General features: G+C 54.1%; 14 protein-coding genes and 1 riboswitch. Of the genes, 7 read left to right on the top strand and 7 right to left on the bottom strand.

What is annotated here, in order from left to right:
• Positions 1-24: 24 nt before the first annotated feature.
• Complete coding sequence (locus ACUHMQ_RS00235) at positions 25-876, top strand: DUF3034 family protein (protein ID WP_445293423.1); 852 nt, start codon at positions 25-27, stop codon at positions 874-876.
• Between the two features lie 169 nt (positions 877-1,045).
• Here the strand turns inward: ACUHMQ_RS00235 and ACUHMQ_RS00230 are convergent, their stop codons facing one another.
• Positions 1,046-1,831 carry a tRNA threonylcarbamoyladenosine dehydratase gene (locus ACUHMQ_RS00230; RefSeq protein ID WP_445293422.1) on the bottom strand — a complete coding sequence of 262 codons (786 nt, stop codon included), beginning with the start codon at positions 1,829-1,831 and terminating at the stop codon, positions 1,046-1,048.
• A 78-nt stretch (positions 1,832-1,909) separates the two neighbouring features.
• Between ACUHMQ_RS00230 and ACUHMQ_RS00225 the strand changes: the two genes are divergently transcribed.
• Positions 1,910-2,653: a pseudouridine synthase gene (locus ACUHMQ_RS00225; protein WP_445293421.1), complete on the top strand. Its 744-nt coding sequence runs from the start codon at positions 1,910-1,912 to the stop codon at positions 2,651-2,653.
• Positions 2,654-3,027: 374 nt separating this feature from the next.
• Here ACUHMQ_RS00225 and plsB read toward each other — a convergent pair whose 3' ends face one another.
• Positions 3,028-5,556 carry a glycerol-3-phosphate 1-O-acyltransferase PlsB gene (plsB, locus tag ACUHMQ_RS00220; protein WP_445293420.1) on the bottom strand — a complete coding sequence of 843 codons (2,529 nt, stop codon included), beginning with the start codon at positions 5,554-5,556 and terminating at the stop codon, positions 3,028-3,030.
• 325 nt (positions 5,557-5,881) lie between these two features.
• Between plsB and ACUHMQ_RS00215 the strand changes: the two genes are divergently transcribed.
• A complete protein-coding gene (locus tag ACUHMQ_RS00215) occupies positions 5,882-6,652 on the top strand; it encodes a substrate-binding periplasmic protein (RefSeq protein ID WP_445293419.1) in 771 nt (256 codons plus the stop codon).
• Here the strand turns inward: ACUHMQ_RS00215 and metF are convergent.
• Entirely contained in the window at positions 6,649-7,497 is an 849-nt protein-coding gene (gene metF / locus ACUHMQ_RS00210; protein ID WP_445293418.1) for a methylenetetrahydrofolate reductase [NAD(P)H], read from the bottom strand. The genes ACUHMQ_RS00215 and metF overlap by 4 nt on opposite strands.
• A 204-nt stretch (positions 7,498-7,701) precedes the next feature.
• Here metF and ACUHMQ_RS00205 point away from each other — a divergent pair, with 204 nt between their 5' ends.
• Positions 7,702-8,421: a Crp/Fnr family transcriptional regulator gene (locus tag ACUHMQ_RS00205; RefSeq protein WP_445293417.1), complete on the top strand. Its 720-nt coding sequence runs from the start codon at positions 7,702-7,704 to the stop codon at positions 8,419-8,421.
• A 321-nt stretch (positions 8,422-8,742) separates the two neighbouring features.
• Positions 8,743-9,246 carry a hypothetical protein gene (locus tag ACUHMQ_RS00200; protein WP_445293416.1) on the top strand — a complete coding sequence of 168 codons (504 nt, stop codon included), beginning with the start codon at positions 8,743-8,745 and terminating at the stop codon, positions 9,244-9,246.
• Between the two features lie 263 nt (positions 9,247-9,509).
• Here the strand turns inward: ACUHMQ_RS00200 and ACUHMQ_RS00195 are convergent, their stop codons facing one another.
• The 3 genes from ACUHMQ_RS00195 to metK form a co-directional block, all read right to left on the bottom strand.
• Positions 9,510-12,791: an ATP-binding protein gene (locus tag ACUHMQ_RS00195; RefSeq protein ID WP_445293415.1), complete on the bottom strand. Its 3,282-nt coding sequence runs from the start codon at positions 12,789-12,791 to the stop codon at positions 9,510-9,512.
• Positions 12,792-13,274: 483 nt separating this feature from the next.
• A complete protein-coding gene (gene ahcY, locus ACUHMQ_RS00190) occupies positions 13,275-14,684 on the bottom strand; it encodes an adenosylhomocysteinase (protein ID WP_445293414.1) in 1,410 nt (469 codons plus the stop codon).
• Between the two features lie 75 nt (positions 14,685-14,759).
• A riboswitch (S-adenosyl-L-homocysteine riboswitch) is annotated at positions 14,760-14,826 on the bottom strand.
• Between the two features lie 216 nt (positions 14,827-15,042).
• Positions 15,043-16,212, bottom strand: coding sequence for a methionine adenosyltransferase (gene metK / locus ACUHMQ_RS00185; protein ID WP_445293413.1), 1,170 nt, complete (start codon positions 16,210-16,212; stop codon positions 15,043-15,045).
• 90 nt (positions 16,213-16,302) lie between these two features.
• Between metK and ACUHMQ_RS00180 the strand changes: the two genes are divergently transcribed.
• Both ACUHMQ_RS00180 and ACUHMQ_RS00175 read left to right on the top strand, forming a co-directional pair.
• Positions 16,303-17,169, top strand: a complete 867-nt coding sequence (locus ACUHMQ_RS00180) for a lysophospholipid acyltransferase family protein (protein WP_445293412.1) — start codon at positions 16,303-16,305, stop codon at positions 17,167-17,169.
• Entirely contained in the window at positions 17,166-18,026 is an 861-nt protein-coding gene (locus tag ACUHMQ_RS00175; protein ID WP_445293411.1) for an LpxL/LpxP family acyltransferase, read from the top strand. The genes ACUHMQ_RS00180 and ACUHMQ_RS00175 overlap by 4 nt, the downstream gene beginning before the upstream one ends.
• Positions 18,027-18,138: 112 nt before the next feature.
• On the opposite strand, the gene ACUHMQ_RS00170 is transcribed toward ACUHMQ_RS00175, so the two are convergent.
• Positions 18,139-18,789, bottom strand: coding sequence for a protein-L-isoaspartate O-methyltransferase family protein (locus tag ACUHMQ_RS00170; protein ID WP_445293410.1), 651 nt, complete (start codon positions 18,787-18,789; stop codon positions 18,139-18,141).
• Between the last annotated feature and the right edge of the window lie 101 nt (positions 18,790-18,890).

Genomic DNA, 18,890 nt, shown 5'->3' with positions numbered 1-18,890 from the left:
TTCGACTTTCTAAGTAGGCCAGCCATGCAACGCATCGTCTTCTACTTGCTCTTGAACCTGACGTTACTCACTCCTGCATTGGCAGGTAGCCGGCTCCCTGCAACTGGCGGCGTAACACAGATAGAAGGCGCGGGCGGTGGCGGTCTGGTGCCGTGGGCGTTAATCAGTGGCTATGGCACGCGCGACGAAGTTGGCGGCGGCGCTTTCTACACACGGGTCAATACCCCCGGTTTCTCGCTGACATCCGTTGGTGCCGCTGTAGGTCTTTATGATCGGGTGGAAGTATCGTTCGCCCATCAGAGTTTCGACCTGGGTGATACCGTACCGGGAACACATATCGGCCAGAATATCCTGGGCCTGAAAGTCAAACTCTGTGGTGACGCGGTATTCGACCAGGACCGGCCATGGCCCCAGCTAGCAGCCGGTGTGATGATCAAACGGAATCATGACTACGACTTTGTACCCAAGCTGCTTGGGGCTAAGCACGCCAATGATTTCGAACCTTACCTGGCCGCGACCAAGGTCTGGTTAGATGGCCCATTCGGCCGCAGCTTGCTATTGAATGGCACCCTGCGCTACACCCGCGCCAATCAGTTCGGCATATTGGGCTTCGGGGGAGACCGCAGCGACAGCCGAAAACTGCGCGCGGAAGCCAGCGCTGGACTGTTCCTGACCGACTCGGTAATCATCGGCGTTGAATACCGGCAGAAAAATAATAATCTGTCTGTCTTCAAGGAAGATAACGCTGCCGATGCCTATATCGCCTGGGTGCCGAACAAGCATATCTCCGTAACTGCAGCACACGCCGAATTAGGCAATATCGCCAATAAGAAGCGTCAGCGTGGGCCTTATCTGTCCTTAAAAGCGGACTTCTGAAAGCCTGCTCACGATCTGACTGCGCAGCTGTGATCAGGACTCATATGCTACTAGAAAGCCTCATGTACTCAAGTACATTCCGGTTTCTGCGTTGCGCTTCACCCTGCTAACAACTGTTCGCCACAGATCGTAAGCAAGGTTTTTGGCGATAGTTGACAGGCCGGTAGAGCTAGACTTTGGTCCTCTTTGCAAGCTGCACCAATACCCGCCCAGCTGCCGCCATGCCAAAACTGGCGGTCACCGCTACAGCTGAACCATAACCGGCGCAATTAAGTCCCTGAGGCCCTACATTGGTTGGCTCACACGCATCCACCACAGGTCTGACTATCGGCTCTGTAGAGTAGACAGCTTCAATGCCAAACTTCTTCCCCTCACGCGCAAAGCCATGATTGCGGCGCAATTCCGCACGTATCTTGGATAGCAACGCATCGCCAGAGGTATGCGCGATGTCGGCAAGTGCAATCTTGGTAGGGTCGGTTCGACCTCCCGCCCCGCCCGATACGATGAGTGGCACCTTATGCCGCTTGCAATGCACTATCAGCGCAACTTTGACCCGCATCTGGTCGATACAATCGATCACGTAGTCAAACCGCCCCTTCGGTATCAGTTCAGCCAGGTTATCGTCGGTCAGAAAGTCATCAATCTCATTCACCACAGCACGTGGGTTGATAGCGCGAATCCGCTCGGCCATGGCGGTCACCTTGGCTTTGCCCAGGTTGCCATCTAGCGCATGAAGCTGCCGGTTCACATTTGACACAGCCACATGGTCAAGGTCGATAAGGCTGATCTGACCAATAGCACTACGGGCAATCGCTTCTGCGGCCCAGCTGCCCACGCCACCTACACCGATCACGCAAACATGCGCTGCCCCGAAACGAGCCAGCGCACCAGGGCCATACAAACGGGCAATGCCGCCAAAGCGACGCGAATAATCGAGATCATCTTGGGTATTCATGGGTGCGATTTTAGCGCGAGCATCCTGTATCGCCTCATGCGGCGTTAAAATAGCGTTTTGCCAGTGGAACTACCCAAGATGAGCGACGCGCAGGAACCTCTACGCCTTTCCAAACGCATGGCCGAACTCGGTCTGTGCTCCCGACGCGAAGCGGATGAATACATCGAACGTGGTTGGGTAAAGGTCGATGGCATCGTCGTCGATGTACTCGGCAGCCGCGTCTTGCCCACCCAGCGTATTGAACTTGACCAACGCGCTGCGGTGGCCCAAACCCAACGCGTCACCATCTTGCTTAACAAGCCCATCGGCTATGTCAGTGGTCAAGCCGAACAAGGCTACAAGCCTGCGGAACTACTGATCCGCCCGGAGAACCGCTATGTTGGCGATCGCTCTGGTATCGAATTCTCACGCCGCCATCTGAATGGCTTGGCGCCCGCCGGCAGGCTCGATATCGATTCCACTGGCATGCTGGTGCTGACACAGGATGGACGAGTCGCCAAAGCCTTAATCGGTGATGAAACCAAGATCGAAAAGGAATACCTGGTTCGCGTGGAAGGGCAGCTTTCTGACGAAGGCCTCAAATTGCTAAATCATGGGTTAAGCCTGGAAGGTAAGGCGCTAAAACCGGCCAAGGTAAGCTGGCAGAATGAAAATCAATTGAGATTCGTGCTACGCGAGGGCAAGAAGCGCCAGATTCGTCGCATGTGCGAACTGGTCGGCTTGAAAGTAACGGGGCTCAAGCGCATCCGTATTGGCCGGATTCCTTTGTCCGACTTGCCGATGGGGCAATGGCGTTATCTAGGGCCGCACGAGAAATTCTGAGAACCAGCCCAAAGTCTGCTGCGCGTCAGCAATACAGCGTTGAAAACACCATCGGAATGCTCATTTACACTTGTAAACTCCGCTTCCTCTGTCGTTTTCGCCTTGTCTCGCCCTAGCTCGCGAGACTTTGAACAGGTTCTGACTGCACAGCCTTAGGCCAGTACTTAGAACCTGCTTTCGATCTATCACGAGCAGCTGTCAACAGGGTGAAGCGCAGCATAGAAACCGGAGTGTACTTAGGTACATGAGGCTGCGAACTTCTTGGTGCGTAGCACCGTAGCAGTTCGGCGTCCCCCTTGCAGGGGCTTTCGAGCAGCACATGAGCCCTGATCACAGCTGCTCAGTAATATCGCAAATAGTTTCCTACAGCCGCACTAACCCTTTCCCTTAACCGCCAACCGGCTCAATGCCTGCTCCACCGTTTTGCGATCCAATCGGGTCAGGTGGAGCACACTCTGGCGTACATCTGGCGGCAACACATAGCGCGACTCGGCCGCTGCTGTACGTACCGCCCCGTTGAAGGTAAGCTTGCCGTTTTCGTTTTCTGCTGCAAGACCAGCCATTTTGAGCGTGGCAATGAAGGTACGGAAAATAGCTCTGTCGAAGAATTCAGGTGCATTGAATTCACGCAACAGACTCAGACGCTGCGCCAACAGATGGCATAGTGCCTCAAGCTCATCACTGCTGACCGTACCGCTACCCTGCTGAGTCAGCACTGACAGCGAAATGAAATAGCGAATCAGCGCCGGCCGTACCGCCTGGCCCAGCAGGCTTAGCTGGGCATACTCATCTGCATTCATGTTCGGTGCGTGGTAGACGCCTTCACGGCCAGTACTCACCGCCAACCAGCCCATATTTACCAGGGCTTCCAAATAGGCATCCAATGCGGCATCCAGCTCTTCCGGCTGCCAGCGCAGAAACAACTCCGCCCGTAGGAACGGATAAACCGTACGGGTAAGGTTACCCAACTGCTCCCGACTCAAGCTGGCATTGCGTGAGAACAAGCAGGCGATCAAACCCGGCAAGGTCACACAATGCAGCACGTTATTGCGCATGTAGCTGCATAGCACTGCATCTTCAGGGTAGAAGTGCATCACATCGCCCAACGCATGTGGGTGGCGTTGGATCAAACGCAGCTTTTCGCAATGCGCAACCATGGCACGGCCATCCATCGCCGTCAGCTGAGCACGCTCGGCATAGGGTACTGCCATCAACAACTTGCGATACCCATCAAGCTGGGAAACCAGTTGGTCGTCATCCATTGCATGCCGTGGTGTCGCCAGCAATGCCAAGCTGACCAGATTAACCGGATTGGCGACAGCCGCGCTGTTGAGGCCATCTGCAATTCTTTGACCCAGCTGGTTGACGCTTTGCGTAAACCAAGTAGGCCGGGTGTCATCCAGAGGCGGCTCTTCGCGCCAGCCCGGGTGTGAATCGGCTAGCAGCTCGGCCAGCTTGATCGGCTCACCAAAATTCACATGTACCTTGCCGAAATTCTTCTTCAACTCGCGAATGCTGAGAATCAGACTAAGCAGGTTTTCCTTCTGCTTGGGCTTACCCATCAACTCGCCCACGTAGCTGCGACCTTCGAACAGCTTCTCGTAGCCGATATAGACCGGGATGAACACGATAGGGCGGTTAGAGTCTCGCAGATAGCTCTGTACCGTCATCGCCAGCATGCCAGGGCGCGGCTGCAATAATCGGCCAGTACGGCTGCGGCCACCCTCGACGAAGTACTCAATTGGATTGCCACGAGCGATCATCGTGTGCAGGTATTCATTGAATACCGCACCATACAACGGATTACCCTTGAAAGAGCGGCGCAGGAAGAAGGCTCCTGCCCGTCGCAGAATGCCGCCCACGATAGGCAAGTTCAGGTTCGCGCCTGCTGCGATATGCGGGATCATCAAGCCTTGCTGGAAGACGATATAACTCAACAGCAAGTAATCGATATGGCTGCGGTGGCAGGGGACATAAATAATCTCGTGATCCGGTGCGACACCCGTCACCGTATCGAAATTATTCATCTCCACACCATCGTAAAGGCGCGTCCAAACCCAGGTCAGAAAACGGGAGAAAACACGGACTACCGGGTAGCTGTAGTCAGCTGCGATTTCCCAGGCGTAATCACGGGCCTTTTCCAGCGCCTTTTGCTCGGCCGTATAACCGCCCCCGTTTTCCTTGGCCAATGCAGCAATAGCGGCCTTGACCGATTCCGACTCCAATATGCCTTCCACCTGGGTACGGCGATGCGACAGGTCAGGCCCGATAGCCATTTCACGTTGCTGTCGGAAATACACCCGCAGCACCCGCGCAAGCCTGCGCAGGCCACGCTCTTCATCTTCGGCGTCTGCTGTCAGGTCTCTGAGTGATAAGGGCTGGCCAAAGCGCACCAGGGTTTGCCGGCCATGCAGCAAAATGGTGAAGAATTGGCGCAATGGACCACGCGGCGACCAGCTCTCCGAAAAAATCAGCTTCCAGATGGAGCTTTCCTTGTCGGGCGTACGCCCCCAAAGAATGGTTACCGGTACGAGCTGGACATCAAAATCAGCATGGTTGCGTACCGCCCGTGTCAGTCGTTGCAAACGCAACGAATAGCCCGTTTTGTTCGCCCGCCCAAACCAAGGCTCGTCTCGATTGGTAAAGAAAAAAGCGCGCTTTTCCCGCCCACCCGGGGTGAGAAAACCATCAAGAGGCGACGCCAAGCCGGCAGAGGTGACTTCTCTGTCCAACACCAGAATATTGCTGAGGAAGCGTCGCTGCAGGACGTAGACAACCGGTTTCTTTGGGTCCAACCCCAGATTCTGCGGACCATCTGACAGCACGTGGGTACGTACGAAGCTGAACAGCAACTTGCGCGCGAGAAGGAGAAAAGGCCGGTCGAGGCCAAGATACTTGAGCATGTAAAGCCGGCTAGCAGGGAGTAGGGCGGGGATTATAAACCTGCGCTCATCTATCATGCGCTTGGCTAGCTTAATGGCTAACCGGTACGCAAGGCACTATTTACGGCTACGGAGCACATATACACAACCCGCTCGGCGACCAATGAACGGTATGGCGTCAAAGCAACGCTATATAAATAGATGGGTGCCACAGTAAAACCCAACTGAAAACTTAGTTTTCTCAAAGACTGTTCACGTGCTGTCACTTTTTGACACCTTATTGCTGACACGTAGCGGGCTTTAAGCAGGCTTTCAGAGCACCAGATAAAAGCCGGGCGAAATCATCATGTGCAGGAACATCGGGTTTCTCAGCGTACTTATCCTGCTTGCCAGTCCCGTCTTGGCTTGTCAGATTTCGTTGGCCTATAACAGCGAACCCTCTTCACCCTACTTTATCGGCGATGGCTACGTCCCACCCAAGAAACCAGGGGCAGCCGTTGAATTACTGCAGTTGGCAGCCACGCAGATCGGATGCACCCTCAAATTGACCCGTCTACCCAACATGCGGGTCTTGGCCGAAGCACAGGTCGGGAAATACGATGGCGTCTTCATGTACTCCTATAACGCGGAGCGAGCTGCATCGTTTGTCTACCCAACACGGGCCGGGAAACCCGATGGCAGCCGGCGTATCACCAGCCTTTCGTACTATCTTTACCGGGCAAAAGGGGCTTCGGCAAACTGGGACGGCCAGCACTTCAGCGGCATTAATGGCGCAATCGGGGTGAATCTAGGCTGGTCGGTAGGTAAAGACCTGCTGGCAAAAGGGCTGCAGATAGAAGAGGCCATCTCTACCAGACAAAACTTCGCGAAACTGCGTAACGGCAGAATCGCGGCGTATGCCACACAGGACTTGGCTGGTGATTCGGTTATCCAGGAAGACGATATTAAGGATGTGGAGCGGTTGCCGACACCTATTTCCTCCAAGGACTACTTCATCCTCTTCAATCCCACCTATTACCAACAGAACCACGACCGGGTAGAACAACTCTGGAATGTGATCGGCAACCTGCGGGAGAGTTCGCTGCCTGGCATTCTTCGGCTATACGAAGGCGACTAACCGCGTACATCGGTCAGCCCAAGCCGTTGCCAGATGGTGGACACATTACCGGCGGCATTCAGGGTGTAGAAATGCAGTCCTGGCGCACCACCCTCGAGCAGTTTGCGGCATAGGTCGGTCACCACATCCAGACCCAGCGCCTTGATGGAAGCCGTATCATCCCCATAGCTTTGCAGCTTCAAGCGCAGCCAGCGGGGAATCTCCGCACCACAGGCATCCGAAAAGCGGGCAAGCTGGCTGAAGTTGTTGATAGGCATGATGCCAGGGACGACAGGAATATCGACCCCGCGAGCGCTTACCTCATCGACAAAAGCGAAGTACGCATCTGGATTGAAAAAATACTGTGTCATCGCCGAATTGGCGCCCGCCTTGGCCTTGCGAACAAAATTGGCGATATCGTCTTGCGCCGAGCGCGCCTGCGGGTGGTATTCCGGATAAGCCGCCACTTCGATATGAAACCAATCGCCATGCTCTGCCCGAATGAACTCAACCAGTTCATTTGCATAGCGAAACTCGCCGAATTCAACCATCCCGCTGGGGATATCGCCGCGCAAGGCAACGATGCGATGGATGCCGTTATCGCGATAAGTCTTCAGCAAACTCGATACATTTTCGCGTGTAGAACCAATACAGGACAAATGCGGCGCCGCTTCAAAGCCTTCTGACTTGATCTCCAGCACGGTTGAGAGCGTGCCTTCCTGAGTCGTACCACCGGCACCAAAGGTCACGGAAAAGAACTCTGGTTTGAATTGCGCCAGTTGCCTACGTGTATTGCGCAGTTTCTCAGTACCCTCGGCTGTCTTGGGAGGAAAAAATTCAAAGCTGAAGGTAGGAGATGGAATCACGGCGTACTCGATAGGCAATTTGGTTTATTGAATGAATGCTATCACCACGCTTATGCATAGCTAATGAATTATATGCATGCAGCGGTTGCGCCAATACCCACAATCGCAGCGTAAAACACACTAGGCATGGGGTTCTGTTGACGTAAGTCGTACATGTACAGAACCTAGTCTATGTTAACTACTCCTCCCACAGCTTCGATTGTTATGCCTACCCACCTCTCGCATTCCGGTGTGCTCGATAAAGCGTTGCTTCAGCTTATGGTCGACAAGGGGGGCACAAAATCCTTCCCGGCCAATGCCATGCTCATCAATGAAGCTGATACTACTGACTCGATCTACATCATTCTTGCGGGCCGGGTAAAAGTATTCGGCACATCGGAATCTGGCAGGGAAGTCATCTACAACACCCTGGGGCCGGGTGAATATTTCGGAGAATTGTCACTCGACGGCAAACCGCGATCTGCCTCGGTAATCACACTTGCACCCACAAATTGCATTGTCGTCAGCAGTGCCCAGCTACGGGACTTCCTGGCTGAATATCCCGACTTTGCCTTGCACCTGATCTATAAGCTAATCGATCTTTTGCGACGCAAGACAGCGAATATCAAGAGCTTGGCGCTTGAGGATGTTCATGGTCGCATCATTCGTGTGCTGGAATCGCTGGCGCAGGATGAGAATGGCCGCAAGGTGATACACGAAAAGCTCACGCAACAAGACTTGGCAGATAGAGTCGGCGCCTCCCGAGAGATGGTCAATCGCGTGCTGACACAGCTCAGCAATAGCGGCCATATCAGCACCGAAGGGAGGCATATCGTGCTGTTGAAACCTCTATCGTCGCTTCATCCTCTTACAACCTCCCCAACCAGCGGCAAGCGCGATTCAGACCTAACTTCAAGCCGCCATACTCATCCACCCGCCCGGTAATACAAGAACAGACTGGTAATTTTCTCTATTTACAAGATGCCGTAATGCATTGAGGAGAAAGCAACCCGAGCGCTACTGTGTTCTGGTAACAGACCATCCGCGTGTACGCGTCATGTCGGCGATCTTTCAGGGCAGAGTAAAGCCCAGTATCAACTGGGGTTCCCGTTCTTGACGCAATCGATACAGCTAACCAGCGTGTACCGATTAGCAGTATTAGAACCGGCTTACGATCTATCACTAGCGGCTCTCAGCAGGGTGCAGAGCTGCGCAGAGAGATCGTAAGCAGGTTCTTAGAAAACCAATTAAATTCAAGGAGGTAGTATGGACACCCTAGAGAAGTTCATCCACAAAGCAGTCCTGGTATTCACGATCGAGAAGCCCAGCGACTTTATTCCCCTCATGGACAGCACAGTATGCCATGCAACGACCTGCACCAAGGCAAAGCTAACGCTGGACTCCACCACACCTGGTGTAAGTTATGACCCGGAAACAGAAGTCGTATCGGTCACCAAAAAAGCTTGGCTTGAATTCTCCGTTGCTCCAGACACTTCTCAGAATTCCCAGAACAAATGCCCGCTGCTCTATCACGTGGTCGGTATGTCATTCAAAGGCGATGGGCACGATAAAGTGGGATTGAAAGCCTTTCCAATTCAAATCATCCACAACCATATCATCGAGGTAGGAAACAAGAACCACAAACTCCGGATGGTCATCGTCAAAGATGCAGACCCTGCACACGATGACTTTGACTTCTTGCTACTCATTCAGCGCAGTAGCGATGGGGCAATTGGGGCCATCGACCCGAAGATTGTGAATGTGACCTAAGAACCTGTCTATAGTCTGCTGCGCGTCAGCAATACGGCGTTAAAAACAGCCTCAGAATGCTCATTTACCACGCGTAAACTCCGCTTCCTCGGCTGTTTTCGCCTTGTCTTGCTCTTGCTCTAGCTCTAGCTCTAGCTCTAGCTCTAGCTCTAGCTCTAGCTCTAGCTCGCGAGACTTTAGACAGGCTCTAAGAATCTGTCCGCGATCTTACTGTGCAGTCGTGATCAGGGCTGCACAGTAAGATCATAATCAGATCCTCAGCATCACCAGACTTGCTGGTAGGCTGCAAGCAGTGCTCGATGTACCGGTATGGCGTACAGGAAGCGTTGGCGCGAATCAGCGTTGGCCATCCTCTGTGCCCGTGCCATCAACTCGGTATGCGCTTTCAACAATAAGTCCGTTGCCCGCTTATCCTTGATCGCTGTGAGTACCTCATAGCTGTGAAGCAGAATGCGCATAGGTTCATCACAACCATCCAGGCCAGCCCCATTGGATAGATGAGCCAGAATATCCTCGACCAAGACCTTTGCCCGGCTAACATCCTGGCGCAACAAAGCCTCGGATGCCAATGTCGCCACGGCTTCCAGAGCAAGGTGGGGCATCTCAAGCTGCCGGAACATATCGCGGGAAGTCTCCAGCAGATTAACGGCTGCCGCAGTTTCCCCCAGTGCCAATTCTGCTTGACCTGCCACACGCAACGCTGCCGCTTCGGCCCATCTATCCCCCGTCGCACGAAGCAGCGTCAACGCTTGGCATGTATGCATACGGGCCGATTCAGCCATTGCCTGATTCAACATCACCAGGGCGATGTTGATATGGATAATCCCGGCATTCTGGCGCTGACCAATCGCTTCACACAAAGCCAGCGCTTGCAGGTATTGCTCCTCAGCTGCGTTGAAATCGCCCAGACAGAAAGCGGCATAGCCAAGATTGGCCAACGTACCTCCTTCGTTGGTGCGATGCCCAGTTTCCTGATGAATCTTTAATGCTGCCTGGTAATAGTGGATTGCGGCGTCGTAGTCACCCACATCCGCATGGTCCGAACCCAATTGATTCAAGATTGCCGCTTCGACCACCTTGTTGCCCGCGGTCTTAGCATGCTGAAGTCCGCACTCGGCTAGCTTAGCCAGCTGCTCCCTACGACCGAGGCGACCATTAGCCACAAGCATCATCAAATAGGCGCGCGCTGCACATTCAGGGGCTGACTGAGGCGCCCACTCCAGAGCTTGCTGGGCATGTTCCAACGCCAAGGCTGCGTCACCACCTTCGAATAAGTAACTCGCCCGACGATGTGCAGCCTGAGATCGTTGCTTATCTACCTTGTTCAATTCGGCCATCCGCTCCAATTTAGCCAAATGAATAGCAAGGCTATCCCGTTCACGTAAGAGCTCCAGAGCTCGCACCTGGATATGGCACAGCTCGAACTGCTGGTCATAGGCATCGGCGGGCAACAGATCAAGCGCACGCTCGGCAAATGTCAGTGCCGAACTATTCGCATAACGGGCCAATGCAGAATCCGCAGCGCGGTACCAATACATCTGCGCCTGAATTAATTCATCGCCACGCTCAAAGTGCTCGGCAATCAGATCAAAGTGCGCATTACTGGCCTGCGAAGCCAACCAACGTGCGACACGGACATGTGCCGGACTGCGATTGCGCTTAAGCACACTGGCGTAGCAGACCTGATAAAGACAGTGATGTTTGAATGCAAACTCCCGCTGACCAGCCACACTGCTATCAGCGCGCTCTACAATCAGCGCCCGATTGGCAAGACCGGTCAATGCCATATCCAATGTCGCATCCTGCTCAAATAAGGCCGCATTCCAAAATACCGGCCCGATCACTGCCGCCATTTGCAATGTACGGCGCTCCAGCTCAGGCAGTGCATCCAAACGCGCCTGCAGCACCCCAGTTAATGTGGTCGGCAACATAGCGTCTTGCAGCGATACCGTTTGCCAACGCCAACCGCTTCCCTCACGCACAATCACATTCTGGTCGAGCAGCATATTGACCCGCTCTTCCATGAAGAATGGGTTGCCGTCCGCACCCTCGGTAATCAACGTCCGCAGCTCGATAGGGATACTGTCCAGGCGTTGCAGCAATGCATCTGTCAACGCGTTACTGTCGGTGTCATCAAGCTTGGCCAATATCAATTGCGAATGCCGGCCCAGCAGAGCGCTCCAAATTTGCCTGTCTTCAAGCCAACTTGGGCGGACAAGACAAACCAGGAACAGAGGAAGATCAGCCTGTTCAACCAGGAGGTAGTGGATAAAGTCCAAAGAACCTGCATCGGCCCAGTGCAGGTCATCAAGCAGCAACAAAGGCTGGCCCTGATCTGCCAAAGCACGCAAGAGGCGGTTGGCAAAGAAGAAGCTGCTGTCCCTGAGCTGGCGGGCATCGTTGGCAAATCCGCGCAACGCCGGATGCTGACTGAAGTCGAGCCCCAGCAGCTGACCCAATACCGCCGCATTGTCTTCGCTACGCAACCTTGGGCCAACCACTGCCAGCCACTGGCTACGCGCAGCCTCAGCTGAGTGGGAAGCCTTAAGGCCAAGTAAGCGGAAAAACAACTGGCTCAGCAAGGCATAGGGCTGACTCTGGCTACTCTCACATGCTTCCGCATAGCCCAGACAAACAACCTGTTGCTGGGCAGCCAGCCAATAACGGAACTCAGCTAATAGCCGGCTCTTTCCCATACCGGCTTCACCAATGATGCTCAGCAGACGTAAATTGGGCACCCGTTCCACACAGAACGCCGTGAACGCACACTGCAACTGGCGCATTTCCCGTTCGCGCCCGATCAATGGAACCTGCAATCCTTCCACACCACGAGAGGGCTGACTCTGGACCGCTGAAGTACCGCTCACAAGGTAACTGACCAGTGGTTCATCGCACCCCTTCACCTGCATGGGTTCCTGCACTTCCACGGTGAACAATCCACGTACATGCCGGTACGTTTCCCGGCTGATCCGCAACCCACCAGCAGGGGCAGTCTGTTCCATACGGGCGGCAATGTTCACCGCCAGACCACGAATACTGTTTTCACCATCAACACCACCGCCCAGCAACACGCTTCCGGTGTGAATACCAACCCGCACGTTAAAGCCGGTCCGGCCGAATTCCGCCAACACCCGTGCTGCCTGATACCTGCCTTCTTCCAGCAAAGCCAAACCCGCCTTTACTGCCATCTCCGGCGCCTGTTCACTGACCTCTAGGCCAAATACCGCCAGTAGACTATCCCCGGCGTACTGCAACACCCGGCCGTGATACTGAATAACCAGGCTTGTGAAGCGGGCCAGCGCCCCGTCCATCACCGTATTAATGTCTTCAGGATCAAGATGCTGGCTTAGCGCAGTCGAACCGACCACATCGAGAAACAACACAGTCAGTTGCCTGAGCTGTTGTTCGTTGAGATTGAGCTGCAACACCGCCAGCTGATCCCGCAAAGGAGCCAAGGCAAGATCAACTGCAGCATCACCCAATACGTGCCGATTCGCATCGAGCGTAGCGATGGCGGCTTTCAACTCGGCAATACGCACGTTCACAACGCGGGCCTCTTCAAATCATCTAGCAAGCCGACTTTGTCACCAGTAGTTTTGGTGCAAATGCGAAGGCGACAGTCCACCAAGGCATCCAAAATGGCTGCTACGGTAAGTTTTACAGAATTGCGTTCAAACACTTGTCCACGGTTGAGCGTGAACAGGCTTTAGCGGCTAAACCACGTCATTTCATCAGGTAATGCTGCTTTCATTCGTTTGCGTAGCGGGCTGTCCCATAGGACCTGTTCATGCATTTGCTGTACGCCATTCCATTGACGGCTACTCGTGGTAGATCGTAAACCGGCTCTTAGTCCACATAAAATATGTGAACTAGTTCTCTAATCATAGCCTCCCCCAGGAGAGTGTCTGCCGTCTCCAACGCTGAAATCCTTAATTGCTGTGATCTGCGCTCGTCCGAAAGCAAAACGCCCCGATAAGCGGGGCGTTTTTTGCTACGTCAGTTCAGGCTGGCAAGACCCAAATTGGATCTCAATAACGATAGTGGTCGGCCTTGTAAGGGCCTTCCTTCTTCACACCGATATATGCTGCCTGTGCATCAGTCAGCTCTGTCAGCTGTACATTCAGCTTCTTCAGCTGCAGACGGGCCACCTTCTCATCCAGATGCTTGGGCAAGGTGTAAACACCAACCGGATAATCACTATTGCGGGTAAACAACTCGATCTGCGCGATAGTTTGGTTCGCAAAACTGGAAGACATCACATAGCTAGGGTGCCCCGTAGCGCAGCCCAGATTCACCAAACGCCCCTTGGCCAACAGAATGATGCGCTTGCCATCCGGGAAGATCACATGGTCAACTTGAGGTTTGATCTCTTCCCATTTGTATTTTTCCAGCGCAGCAACTTCGATTTCATTATCAAAATGGCCGATATTACAGACGATGGCCTGATCCTTCATACGGGCCAGATGGTCATGCGTAATGATGTGGTAGTTACCAGTGGCAGTGACAAAAATGTCGGCTTTGTCAGCTGCGTAATCCATGGTCACCACACGGTAACCTTCCATCGCTGCCTGCAAAGCGCAGATCGGGTCGACTTCGGTCACCCAAACCTGGGCAGACAAAGCACGCAGAGCCTGGGCTGAGCCCTTACCTACGTCACCGTAACCACAAACTACGGCCACTTTGCCAGCCACCATCACGTCGGTAGCACGCTTGATGCCATCAACCAACGATTCACGGCAGCCGTACAGATTGTCGAATTTGGACTTGGTTACCGAATCGTTGACATTGATAGCTGGGAACTTGAGTTCGCCACGCTGATGCATCTGGTACAAACGGTGCACACCGGTGGTGGTTTCCTCAGTCACGCCTTGGATCTTGCTCAAGCGGGTGGAGTACCAATTGGGATCGGTCTTGAGCTTAGTGCGGATGGCTGCGTACAGGACAGTCTCCTCCTCGCTGCCAGGCTTGCTCAGTACGGTCTCATCCTTTTCAGCACGCGCACCTAGATGCAGCAACACAGTTGCATCACCGCCATCATCAAGAATCATGTTCGAGTAACCACCGTCGGTCCACTCGAAAATACGGTGGGTATATTCCCAATAATCAGCCAGCGACTCGCCTTTCACAGCGAATACGGGTGTTCCGGTCGCAGCAATCGCAGCCGCAGCATGGTCCTGGGTTGAGAAAATATTGCACGAAGCCCAGCGAACCTGTGCACCCAAAGCCTGCAGGGTTTCGATCAGTACGGCGGTTTGAATGGTCATATGCAGTGAACCCGTGATGCGCGCGCCCTTAAGGGGTTGGGTAGCAGCGAACTCCTCACGGATCGCCATCAGCCCAGGCATTTCGGTTTCGGCGATCTTGATCTCCTTACGGCCCCAATCGGCCAGGGAGAGATCGGCAATGACATAGTCTTTGGTATCAGCCACGGTGTTCATCCTTTGAACAAAGTGGCCGGGTAAAGCGGGATGCGGTTCTCACCTGTTGTGCATCCCGTGCCCGGCACGGGGTTGGTCAGGTGAGCGCAGTTTTAGGACACCGGGCCTGGGGTCACAAGACCTCGCAGCGCTCCCCGGTAATAACGGAGCAGATCTTACTGCGCAACCGTGATCAGGGCTTATGTGCTGCTCGAAATCCTCATGCACACAAGTACATTCCGGTTTCTGTGCTGCTCTGCGCCCTGCAGACGGCTGCTCGTGACAGATCGTTCGGTTCCACTAACTAAATTAAGATTAGACATCCCTGCCAAGTCTGATTAGTGGGGACTATCTGGTACTTCATTCAATCTCACCACGGTCACAGACCAGCGTCAGCTCGCAATGCCTCTGCCTTATCCGTCGCCTCCCAGCTGAATTCCGGCTCTTCACGACCAAAGTGACCATAAGCAGCCGTCTTGCTATAGATCGGGCGCAACAGGTTGAGTGATTGAACGATGCCTTTTGGACGCAAGTCGAAATGGCGTTCGATCAGCTTAACGATCTCTTCGTTGCTGATTTTGCCCGTGTCCCAGGTATCCACCATGATAGACACCGGTTTGGCGACACCGATGGCGTACGCCACCTGCACCTGACACTGACGTGCAATGCCCGCTGCGACGATGTTCTTGGCGATGTAGCGCCCCATATAGGCAGCTGAACGGTCAACCTTACTGGGGTCCTTGCCCGAAAAAGCACCGCCACCATGTGGCGCTGCACCACCGTAGGTATCGACGATGATCTTACGGCCGGTCAAACCACAATCCCCCTGTGGTCCGCCAATCACAAATCGGCCTGTCGGGTTGATGAAATACTTGATGTCACCCTTGATCAGGTCAGGCGGCAGGACTGGCTTGACGATATCTTCAATCACCGCCTCTTCAAGGATTTTGTGGGCAATTTCAGGATGATGCTGTGTGGACAGCACGATGGTATCGATGCTGATGGGTCGGCCAGTATCTGCATCGTAACGAAGGGTAACCTGGCTCTTCGCGTCAGGACGTAACCACGGCAGGCGGCCATCCTTACGAAGTTCCGATTGGCGCTGTACCAAGCGGTGCGAGAGATAGATCGCGGCAGGCATCAGAGTAGGGGTTTCATCACAGGCATAACCGAACATCAGGCCCTGATCACCCGCTCCCTGGTCAAGGTCCATACCCTGACCTTCGTTGACACCTTGTGCAATGTCCGGAGACTGCTTGTCGTAGCCGACCAACACCGCACAACCTTTGTAATCGAAACCTAACTCCGAGCTATCGTAACCGATACGCTTGATGGTTTCCCGCGCAACCTGGATGTAATCCACGTTGGCATGCGTAGTGATCTCACCGGCCAACACACATAAGCCCGTATTGACCAGGGTCTCTGCCGCTACCCGGGCATATTTGTCCTGAGCCAGGACGGCGTCAAGAATGGCGTCCGAAATCTGGTCGGCAACCTTGTCTGGATGGCCTTCCGAAACCGATTCGGAAGAGAACAGGAACTCGCGCATGGATTTTTCCTCTTGTCGCTGTACCGCAGGATAGGCGGCGGGGTGGTCAAACCAGCTAAAATAAGCAGGTTTGAATGAATTGTGATCTGGATGTCGACATTACTACTGCGATGTATTTCGGCCTTACCCCTGCTATTGCTGCACGCCATTGGCGCACTGGCTGGCTGGCTGGCTTGGTTACTCGACCGTGGCTACCGTACTCGGTTCCGCGACAATTTGCGCCAAGCCTATTCGAGCAATTATAACCACTTGTTAAGAAACAGCATCGCCCAGAATGGCATGGGTGCATTAGAGCTGTTGGCAGCGTGGACACGTCCCGTTCATGCAGTCAGCCGATTGGTGCGCCATTGCGAAGGTTGGCAACATGCCGAAGCCGCACTGGCGGAAAAACGCCCGATCATCTTCGTAACCCCGCATCTGGGCGGATTTGACATTGCAGGACGCTATGTCAGCACGCGACTGCCTTATCCGCTAACCGCCATGTATCGGCCACCTAAATTAGCCTGGCTCGAACCCATCATGCAAGCGGGCAGGGCGCGTGATAACGGCCGTACTGCCCCCGCTACCGCTGCGGGTGTACGAATTTTGATGAGAGCACTCAAATCAGGCGAAGCTACCATCATTCTGCCCGACCAAGCCCCCAGTGGTGGAGAAGGTATTTGGGCGCCTTTCTTCGGCAAACCCGCCTATACGATGAGCCTGTTACCACGGCTCGCCCATGCTACCGACGCTGTCGTGCTGTTTTTCTTTGCCGAACGCCTCAGCTGGGGACGCGGCTTCAAAGTCCATATCCAACCCATGCAAGGCGCTTTTAGTGGCGACCGTCTCGCGGATGCCTGCCTGCTGAATCAGAACATTGAATCGTTAATCAAGATGGCGCCAACGCAATACCTATGGAGTTACAACCGGTACAAGCATCCCGCAGGAGCTCCCCTGCCTGACGAGGCACAAATATGAGCCAGCTAGTCGGAGGTTTGATGTGGCTGCTGCATTGGCTGCCATTTCGCGCCATTACAGGGCTTGGATATGCCGTCGGTTGGCTCTTATACCGCGTAGCCAGATCACGCAGACGGGTAGGTGAAATCAACCTTGGGTTGTGCTTTCCGAATATGCCGGTCGTCGAACGACAACGCGCCTTACAGAACCACTTCGTCGCCTTATCGCGTATGTTGCTTGAATATGGCTACTGCTGGTTTTCTTCGCGTGAAGAGTTGGAGCAGCTGGTACGTATCGAGGGCATGCAACATCTGCAGGCGTTAGAAGGTCGACCGGTCATCCTGATGATGCCGCACTTCACCGGGCTGGATATGGCAGGCTTGCGGGTCTCGCTGGAAGTACCTGTGGTCAGCATTTACTCCAAGCAGAAAGATGCCGGGCTTGATGCCTATGTCGAACAAAAGCGCCTGCGGTTTGACACAGGTATCGTCCTCTCCCGCCAGGCTGGTATTCGGCCAGCGCTAAAGGCATTAAAGCAAGGCTACCGCTTCTACTACCTGCCGGACCAGGATTTTGGGCCTCGGGACTCGGTATTCGCCCCTTTCTTTGGTGTGCCCGCCGCTACCATTACCGGCCTATCAAGATTGGCAAAAGCATCGGGCGCGCAAGTGCTGCCTTGCTACCCACGCCGAGAGCAGAATGGCTACACCCTGGTAATTGAGCCGCCATTGGCGAACTTCCCAAGCGACGATGTGCAACAGGATGCCGAGCGGATGAATGCCGTGATCGAATCACAGATACTGCAACATCCCGAACAATACTTTTGGCTACACAAGCGTTTCAAGACCAGGCCGGAAGGTGAGCCCAATTACTACTGAAGCCTGAAGCGCTCATGCGCTGCACCTCGCCCTGCTAATAGCTACTTCAACCAAACGAAAAAGCCCGACAATGTGCCGGGCTTTTTCATGACCGATACAGTCAAGTATCAAATCAGAACGCGAACCTTACAGGTTGCGGCGCATTGACCAACGGAACAATAACCGTCTCAAACAGTTTTTCTTGCTTGACCGAGCCAGCAACCTTGGTAAATACGCTGGCGGTCATTGCCGGCTCATCGCCCACAATGGCAAACAAACGACCACCTTCGGCCAGTTGCTCAAACAGGAATTCCGGCACAGTTGGATAAGACCCTGTCGCGATAATCACGTCGTAGGGGGCGTATTTGCTCCAGCCTTTGGCTGCGTCGCCGACATCGACAGTCACATTCTTGATGTCTGCTGCGTCCAGGTTACTGCGTGCCTGGTCGGCCAGTGCAGCATCGATTTCCACCGAGTAGACCTGCTTGGACAGCTTGCTCAACAACGCTGCCAGATAGCCAGAACCCGTACCTATCTCCAATACGCGCTCTGTGCCTTTCAGTGCCACTTCCTGCGCTACCCGGGCTTCCAGCTTCGGGCACCACATTTTCGCGCCAGCAGACAGCGGAATCTCCATATCGACCAAAGCCATCTCGCGGCGAGCGGCAGGGACGAAATTCTCACGCTTCACTTCCGACAATAGCGCGAGTACGGTCATGTCCAGCACGTCCCAAGGACGAATCTGCTGCTCAACCATATTGAAACGGGCTTGTTCCCAATCCATGGGGCTTCCTTTCCAGACGAAATCGCCGCTCTGTTAGGCGGCGTCGGCAATCAATTCTTGTAATTATTTCATACTTGTCTTAGCTTCACAGCACTTCGGCA

The organism is Chitinimonas violaceus (assembly GCF_052601015.1).
This window is presented reverse-complemented; position numbering and strand designations above follow the sequence as displayed.